Origin of the sequence: Veillonella sp., from assembly GCF_019414865.1 — a bacterium.
GTDB lineage: Bacteria > Bacillota > Negativicutes > Veillonellales > Veillonellaceae > Veillonella.
In genome coordinates this window covers 1-8,035 of the sequence record NZ_DXLG01000072.1, presented here as the reverse complement: position 1 = coordinate 8,035, position 8,035 = coordinate 1, and the positions used below count along the sequence as shown (strand labels likewise).

7 protein-coding genes and 1 pseudogene are annotated in these 8,035 nt (G+C 37.7%); all 8 read left to right on the top strand.

The window, feature by feature from the left end; genetic code table 11:
* The first annotated feature begins 62 nt into the window (after nucleotides 1-62).
* The 8 genes and pseudogenes from hrcA to QZ334_RS05620 all read left to right on the top strand — a co-directional run bounded on the left by hrcA (nucleotide 63) and on the right by QZ334_RS05620 (nucleotide 8,004).
* Nucleotides 63-1,092: pseudogene (hrcA, locus tag QZ334_RS05655) on the top strand (heat-inducible transcriptional repressor HrcA).
* Entirely contained in the window at nucleotides 1,092-1,637 is a 546-nt protein-coding gene (gene grpE / locus QZ334_RS05650) for a nucleotide exchange factor GrpE (protein ID WP_005386696.1), read from the top strand. Before hrcA ends, grpE begins: the two are co-directional and overlap by 1 nt.
* Before the next feature lie 28 nt (nucleotides 1,638-1,665).
* Entirely contained in the window at nucleotides 1,666-3,507 is a 1,842-nt protein-coding gene (gene dnaK / locus QZ334_RS05645; protein ID WP_105085587.1) for a molecular chaperone DnaK, read from the top strand.
* A gap of 16 nt (nucleotides 3,508-3,523) precedes the next feature.
* Nucleotides 3,524-4,681, top strand: a complete 1,158-nt coding sequence (dnaJ, locus tag QZ334_RS05640) for a molecular chaperone DnaJ (RefSeq protein WP_105085588.1) — start codon at nucleotides 3,524-3,526, stop codon at nucleotides 4,679-4,681.
* Between the two features lie 55 nt (nucleotides 4,682-4,736).
* On the top strand, nucleotides 4,737-5,600 hold the full coding sequence (locus QZ334_RS05635; RefSeq protein WP_295232622.1) for a 50S ribosomal protein L11 methyltransferase: 864 nt from the start codon (nucleotides 4,737-4,739) through the stop codon (nucleotides 5,598-5,600).
* On the top strand, nucleotides 5,597-6,328 hold the full coding sequence (locus QZ334_RS05630; RefSeq protein WP_295232619.1) for an RsmE family RNA methyltransferase: 732 nt from the start codon (nucleotides 5,597-5,599) through the stop codon (nucleotides 6,326-6,328). The genes QZ334_RS05635 and QZ334_RS05630 overlap by 4 nt, the downstream gene beginning before the upstream one ends.
* A 24-nt stretch (nucleotides 6,329-6,352) precedes the next feature.
* A complete protein-coding gene (gene mtaB / locus QZ334_RS05625; protein ID WP_005386683.1) occupies nucleotides 6,353-7,648 on the top strand; it encodes a tRNA (N(6)-L-threonylcarbamoyladenosine(37)-C(2))-methylthiotransferase MtaB in 1,296 nt (431 codons plus the stop codon).
* An 11-nt stretch (nucleotides 7,649-7,659) separates the two neighbouring features.
* Nucleotides 7,660-8,004 carry a histidine triad nucleotide-binding protein gene (locus QZ334_RS05620; protein WP_005386682.1) on the top strand — a complete coding sequence of 115 codons (345 nt, stop codon included), beginning with the start codon at nucleotides 7,660-7,662 and terminating at the stop codon, nucleotides 8,002-8,004.
* Nucleotides 8,005-8,035 lie beyond the last annotated feature (31 nt).

Genomic DNA, 8,035 nt, shown 5'->3' with positions numbered 1-8,035 from the left:
GTGATAATATTATACATGCGATTAGCACTCAAAGTTTATGAGTGCTAACAAGAGGTGTCATTATGGATGAAAGAAAACAGCGCATCTTGCGAGCCATAATTGAAGACTACGTTAAATCTGCTGAACCGGTAGGGTCAAGAACCATTGCCAAGAATTATAATCTTGGTATTAGTCCGGCAACAGTGCGAAATGAAATGTCCGATTTAGAGGAGTTAGGCTATTTAGAGCAACCTCATACATCGGCTGGACGTATTCCTTCAGCAAAAGGCTATCGCTTATATGTTGATTCTATGTTGAGTCAACAACCTGTTCCATTACAGGATGCTGAAAAAATTGAAATGTTATGGAAACATTCTAATGGATCGACGAGTGAGCTCTTTTTAAATATGGCTAAATTATTATCTCAAGTAAGCCATAGTATGAGTTTATTCTTAGCTCCAGCCCATGATAGAGCATTAATTAAATACATTCATGTATTGCCGCTCGATTCATATCAAGCTGTCATGGTTGTCATTACTGAAACTGGTGCTCTAGATAATGAATTGATTTACTTTAGTGATGGTGTTTCGCCTGATCTATTGCAAAGTCTGGCTATGCAATTTAGCAATGCTTTACAGAATGTAAGTATTGGTCATGTAACGGCTGAAGCATTAGGAACACTTTTGATTCATATGGAAGGTCCCCAAGGGATTTTGATGATCCTTTCAGAAACATTATTACGAGCAATTAATAAACGTAAGTTGTTCTATTCTGTAGGTACCACGGAGTTGTTAAATCAACCAGAGTTTAAGTCTGTTGAAAAAGTACAACCCTTACTTTCATTAGTGGAAGAGCAAAATCAATTGGGACAACTTTTAAAGGATGATTCACCTACACCTGTGAAGGTAAAGATTGGCGATGAAAATGATACTGAAGCACTACATTCTATGAGTGTGGTACAAGCTGATTTCACAAATCAAGATCAGCCTATTGGTACACTTGCTATTCTAGGACCGACACGTATGGAATATGGTCGTATTATTGGAATGTTGTCTCACATGAAACATATGATGGAATCTATGGTAAAAGAACAAAAATAGAAAGGGTATATAATGGCTGAAGAACAAGACATTAAACAAGAAACAGTAGACGAAACAGCAAATGCTACTAATGTAGAGGAACCGGCTGTGGAAGAAACTGAAGAAGTTGTTGCTGACGCTGCTCACGTATTAGATGAGCTTAAAGCAGATTTCGATAATCGGTATAAGCGTTTGCAAGCTGACTTTGAAAACTTCAAACGTCGTACTAACCAAGAAAAAGAGCAACTTGCAGGATATGTCAAAGGGGATGTACTTACAGATTTACTTCCTGTATTAGATAACTTTGAACGAGCTGTTCAAAGTCCAGCAGAAGGTGATGCTAAGGTATTCCTTGATGGATTTATCATGATTCATCAAAATTTGATGGCTATGTTATCTAAACATGGTTTAGCCGTTATCGATGCGGTTGGCAAACCATTTGATCCAAATTTCCATCAAGCAATTATGCGAGTGCCGTCAGATGAATATGAATCTGATACGGTATGTGAAGTATTGCAAACTGGCTATACTGTTGATGGTCGTTGTATTCGTCCAGCAATGGTAAAAGTTGTTGAATAGATTATAAAGGTTTTAGGAGGCATATATTATGGCAAAGGTAATTGGTATTGATTTAGGTACTACAAACTCTTGTGTTGCGGTTATGGAAGGCGGCGAACCTACGGTTATTACTAACCAAGAAGGCGCGCGTACAACTCCTTCCGTTGTTGGTTTTGCAAAAAATGGCGAACGTTTAGTTGGTCAATTAGCTAAACGTCAAGCTGTATCTAACCCAGAAAACACAATCATTTCTATTAAACGTCACATGGGTACTGACTACAAAGTAACTGTAGAAGGTAAATCTTATACACCACAAGAAATTTCTGCTATGATTCTTCAAAAAATCAAAGCTGATGCAGAAGCTTACTTGGGCGAACCTGTAAAACAAGCTGTTATTACAGTTCCTGCATACTTTACAGATGCTCAACGTCAAGCTACTAAAGACGCTGGTGCGATTGCTGGTCTTGAAGTACTTCGTATCATCAACGAACCTACAGCAGCTGCTCTTGCATATGGTGTAGATAAAGATGAAGACGGTAAAGTTCTTGTATTTGATCTTGGTGGTGGTACATTCGACGTATCTATCCTTGAACTTGGTGATGGCGTATTCGAAGTATTGGCAACATCTGGTAATAACCATCTTGGTGGCGATGACTTCGACCAACGTATCATGAACTACCTTATTGAAGAATTCAAAAAAGAAACTGGTATCGATTTATCTAATGATAAATTAGCTGACCAACGTTTAAAAGAAGCTGCTGAAAAAGCTAAAATTGAATTGTCTGGCGTAGCTAGCACAAATATCAACTTGCCATTCATCACAGCTGATGCTACAGGTCCTAAACACTTGGATGTAACATTGACTCGTGCTAAATTCGAAGAATTGACAGCTGATTTGGTACAAGCTACTATTGAACCTACTCGTAAAGCTATGAACGATGCTGGTTTATCTGCATCCGATATCGATAAAGTATTGTTAGTTGGTGGTTCTAGCCGTATTCCAGCTGTACAAGAAGCTATTAAAAAAGTATTGGGTAAAGAACCAACTAAAAACGTTAACCCTGATGAATGTGTAGCTATCGGTGCTGCTATTCAAGGTGGTGTATTAGTAGGTGAAGTAAAAGACGTATTGTTACTTGATGTAACTCCATTGTCTCTTGGTATCGAAACAATGGGTGGTGTATTCACACGTATTATTGATCGTAACACTACAATTCCTACATCTAAATCTCAAGTATTCTCTACTGCAGCAGATAACCAACCATCTGTAGATATCCATGTATTGCAAGGTGAACGTGAGTTCGCAGCAGATAATAAAACATTGGGTCGCTTCAACTTGGATGGTATCCCAGCAGCTCCTCGTGGGGTTCCTCAAATCGAAGTAACATTCGACATCGACGCTAACGGTATCGTACATGTAAAAGCAAAAGACTTGGGTACTCAAAAAGAACAAAAAATTACAATCACTTCTTCTAGCGGTTTAAAAGAAGACGAAATCGATCGCATGGTTAAAGAAGCTGAAGCACATGCAGCAGAAGATAAAGCTAGAAAAGAAGAATTAGATGTTAAAAACAATGCAGATTCCTTGGTATACCAAGCTGAAAAAGCATTGAAAGAACTTGATGGTAAAGGCGACACAGCTTTGTTGAAAGAAGTTGAAGAAGCAAAAGATAAATTGAAAAAATCTATCGAAGCAGGCAACATCGAAGATATCAAAAAAGACAGTGAAGCTTTGGAACAACCATTACATAAATTAGCTGAGCAAATGTATGCAGCAGCACAACAAGCTCAACAAGCAGCTGGTGGTGCAGAGCAAGGTCAACAACAAACAAAATCTGATGACAATGTAGTTGATGCTGATTACACAGTAGTGGATGACGATAAGAAATAAGAAGGGTTGGTAACTAATGGCACGTGATTATTATGACATCTTAGGGGTCAGTAAAAATGCCTCTCAAGATGAAATCAAAAAGGCCTTCCGTAAAAAGGCACGCCAATACCATCCAGATGTAAATAAAGATAATCCTAAGGAAGCGGAAGCAAAGTTTAAAGAAGCGAACGAAGCTTACGAAGTATTGTCTGACGAAACTAAAAAAGCTCAATATGACCAATTCGGCCACGACGCCTTCAAACAAGGAGGCGGCGCTGGCGCCGGTGGTTTCCAAGGAGGCTTTGGCGGTTTCGGTGGTCAAGCTGGCGGCTTTGGTGATATCTTTGGCGACATTTTTGGTGGCATGTTTGGCGGTGGTCGCCAACAACAAGGCCCTCAAAAAGGCAATGACTTGCGCGAAGATATTGATATTTCCTTTGAAGATGCAGCCTTTGGTAAATCTATGGAAATAGAAGTGCATCGTCATGAAGAATGTGATCACTGTCATGGTACTGGTGGTGAACCAGGATCTCGTGTCGATACTTGTCCAAACTGTCATGGTTCTGGTCAAGAAGCGGTTATTCAAAATACTCCATTTGGACGTATGCAATCCGTTCGCACTTGTTCTCGTTGTCATGGTACTGGTAAAAGCATTGAAAAACCTTGTTCTAAATGCCGTGGTACAGGTGAAATGCTTGCTAAGCGCAAGATTTCTATCAAGATTCCAGCTGGCGTAGACAGCGGTTCTCGCTTACGTGTAGCTAATGAAGGGGAACCAGGTATTTTGGGCGGTCCTAAGGGTGACCTTTACGTATATATCTTTGTTCGTCCTCATAAGGAATTTGAACGAAATGGTAATGACGTTATTAGCCGTGTAAATATTAGTTTTGCTCAAGCTGCATTAGGTGCTACTATACAAGTTAACACCTTAGATGGTAAAGTAGAGTTAAAGATCCCAGAAGGTACTCAAACGGGAACGGCATTCCGCGTAAAGGGCAAAGGTATTCCATATTTGCGTAACCCTAAGCAACGAGGGGACCAACATATTGTGGTAACTGTTCAAACGCCTAAGAAGTTGACAGATACTCAACGTGAGTTGTTATTACGCTTTGCAAACGAAAGTAACGAAGATGTAAATAACTTACAAGTGAGCAAAAGTCTTTTTGAAAAAATTAAGGACGTTTTGACTAAATGAACAGCTCATGTGAAGGAATGGTTTGTTCCGTCACATTCCCTATAAAGGAGCATATATGCAGTGGATAGAAGTATCCATTGTCTGTGAAAGAGTAGCCACCGATGAGGTGACTACTCTTTTTGACGATTATGCAGACAATGGAATTATAGAAGAAGATGTAGAAAATCAGCCCAATTTAATTAAATTAACAATGTATGCGGATCCATCTTTGGATGTAGATACAATTAAGTCAGATATAGAAAATCGTCTTACAGAGGCAAATATTAGTGTTACATCAATTAATGCTAATATATTAGATGAATCTACATGGCTTAATTCTTGGCAACAATATATTGAACCCACAGAAATCCTACCAAATTTGATTATTAAACCAGCTTGGCAGGAATACGATAATGTGGATCATAAAACTATTATAGAAATCGATTCAGATATTTCTTTTGGTACTGGATCCCATGAGACTACACGGACTTTTGCAGAGTTATTGAAATCTTATAGTGAATCTATGGATCTTGACACTGTTACTTGTTTAGATATTGGTACTGGCACTGGTATCCTTTTATTGGTAGCAGCTCAGTTAGGCATCAAACATTTAGTTGGTATTGATATAGAAGAGTATGCTGCTAATCAAGCGCGCATTAACTGTGAGAATAATCATGTATCAGCAGAAATAATTTGTGGTAATTTGGATAGTGATTTTAATGGTACTGCTCAAATAATTTTAGCGAACCTAACAGTAGATCCTCTTAAAATACTATTACCTCAAATTGGTAAGAAACTGGATGATCAAGGCATTTTAATCATTAGTGGTATTATAGATGATCGGTATGATGAAATCATGCCATATATTGAGGCTAATTGGCATATTATTGAGGAGCGCATTGCGGGGCCTTGGCATACATTTGCGCTAGAAAAGCGATGAAAAAGATTTTTATTCCTACACCATTAGATGAAACCATAGAATTACCGACAGATGTGACACATCATGTGTTACATGTATTTCGTCATAATATGGAGAAACCCATAACTGTTACCGGCAGTGACAATCGTTGTGGTACATATCAAATTACAGAAGAAATAGATGGTAAAGCTCAAGCAAAACTTATTGAATACGTAGAGTCAAATGTATCTTCTAATCGTACTATCCTTGTTCAATCATTATTAAAAGGTGAAAAGCTGGAATGGGTATTACAAAAGGCGACAGAGTTAAATGTTGATACAGTCTATCTTGTATCTACCGCTAATTGTGTTGCTAAATATGATGACAAGAAATTACAAACAAAGGCTACTCGTTGGGAGAAAATAATGCTAGAAGCAGCTCAACAATGTGGTCGAAATCAACTGCCAACACTTGTAGTCGGTGAAAAGCTTTCACAAGTATTAGAAATCGAATCCAACGCATTAAAATTGGTAGCCTATGAAAATGAAGATGGACATACTATTAAAGATATTCTTTCGCAGGTCAACTCTGATGAGTCTATTACAGACATACTAATCTGTATTGGTCCAGAAGGGGGCTATCAAGAGAAGGAAATCAATGCTATTATAGAGAGTGGTGGAAAATCAGTTTCCCTTGGTAATACTATTTTGCGAGCTGAAACTGCTGCTATTGGATCATTAGCAATGATTCAATATGAATTAGAATTATAAAATCAATAAGAATAGAGAGGTGCAATGAAAACCGTTGCGTTTACAACCTTAGGGTGTCGTGTTAATCAATATGATACAGATGCCATGAAAGGTTTATTTTTACAAAATAATTACGAAGCTGTAGACTTCGATGAAAAAGCAGATATCTATGTAATTAATACATGTTCTGTAACAAATATGGGGGAAAAGAAATCCCGTCAATTGATTCGCAAAGCGAAGCGTCAAAACGAAGATGCCTATGTGATTGTAACTGGTTGTTATGCTCAGCTTGATCCAGATGCAATTGCTGCTATCGATGGTGTTAATCTCGTTATCGGTACCAATAACCGGTCAAAAATCGTTGAGCTCGTAGAACAATTGGAATCTACAGAGCGTCAAATCAATGCTGTACGGGATATCATGAACGAATCCAACTTTGAAGAAATGCCATTATATGGTAATGAATCTGATAAAGCTCGTGCATTCATGAAAATTCAAGAAGGTTGTAATAACTACTGTGCCTTTTGTATCATTCCTTATACTCGAGGAAAATTAAAATCTCGTAAAGTTGATGATATTGTACAAGAAGCAAAACGATTAGTAGAACATGGATTCCATGAAATCGTATTAACGGGCATTCATTTGGGAAATTACGGCGTTGAATTGCCAGGTCGTCCTACATTAGCCGATGTAGTCAAAGCCTTATTAGAGATTCCTGATTTATACCGCATTCGTTTCGGTTCCATTGAATCTGTAGAAGTTTCTGATGAGTTAGTAGAATTAATGGCTACTAATAAACGTGTTTGTCCACATTTGCATTTACCTCTACAAGCCGGTTCTGATCATGTATTAAAGTTGATGAAACGCCATTATACATTGCAAGAATATAAAGATTTGATTGCAAGTTTACGTTCTCGTATTAAGGATTTATCAATTACCACTGATATCATTGCAGGATTCCCGCAAGAAACAGATGAAGACTTTGAAGAAACCTTAAATACAGTTCGTGAAATTGGATTTACCCATATTCATGCCTTCCCATACTCTATTCGTGAAGGCACACCTGCAGCTACTATGCCAGATCAAGTACCAGAAGCTGTAAAGAAAACTCGTGTAGCACTTTTGAATGGGCTTAGCCAATCTGGCTATGAAGCATACGCAAAATCTCGCATTGGTAAGCCTGGTGAGATTCTCATCGAAAAGGAAGAGAATGGATACTACATGGGTTTAACAAATGAGTATGTAAATGGTAAAGTTAAATCTGATGGGACACATAAAATTGGTGATCTCATTGGTGGTACTGTTGTAGGTTTAGAAGATAATTATTTGATTATTGAATAAGGAGTTATAGTATGAGTGACTGCATTTTCTGTAAAATTATCAATGGCGAAATTCCATCTAAAAAAGTGTTAGAAAACGATAAATTCTATGCATTTCATGATATTGAACCAGTGAAAAAAGTACATGTTTTAATTGTACCTAAAAACCATGTTTCCAATATTGCTCATCTTAACGAAAATAATGAGGACTATGTAGAAGGTTTATTGCCATTCGTTCGTGATGTAGCTAAAGAACTTGGTATTTCTAAAGATGGTTATCGTTTGATTTTTAATACTGGTAAAAAAGCTGGTCAAACTGTATTTCATATGCATGCTCATCTCTTAGGTGGCGAAGAAATGGGATGGCCAGAAGCTTAAAATTAGGTATAATGTATTCTTTTTATAATAC

What these genes read in the sequence shown, in the direction of transcription:
- grpE (WP_005386696.1), top strand. Translation starts at nt 1,092, where the DNA reads ATGGCTGAAGAACAAGACATTAAACAAGAAACAGTAGACGAAACAGCA.
- dnaK (WP_105085587.1), top strand. Translation starts at nt 1,666, where the DNA reads ATGGCAAAGGTAATTGGTATTGATTTAGGTACTACAAACTCTTGTGTT.
- dnaJ (WP_105085588.1), top strand. Translation starts at nt 3,524, where the DNA reads ATGGCACGTGATTATTATGACATCTTAGGGGTCAGTAAAAATGCCTCT.
- QZ334_RS05635 (WP_295232622.1), top strand. Translation starts at nt 4,737, where the DNA reads ATGCAGTGGATAGAAGTATCCATTGTCTGTGAAAGAGTAGCCACCGAT.
- QZ334_RS05630 (WP_295232619.1), top strand. Translation starts at nt 5,597, where the DNA reads ATGAAAAAGATTTTTATTCCTACACCATTAGATGAAACCATAGAATTA.
- mtaB (WP_005386683.1), top strand. Translation starts at nt 6,353, where the DNA reads ATGAAAACCGTTGCGTTTACAACCTTAGGGTGTCGTGTTAATCAATAT.
- QZ334_RS05620 (WP_005386682.1), top strand. Translation starts at nt 7,660, where the DNA reads ATGAGTGACTGCATTTTCTGTAAAATTATCAATGGCGAAATTCCATCT.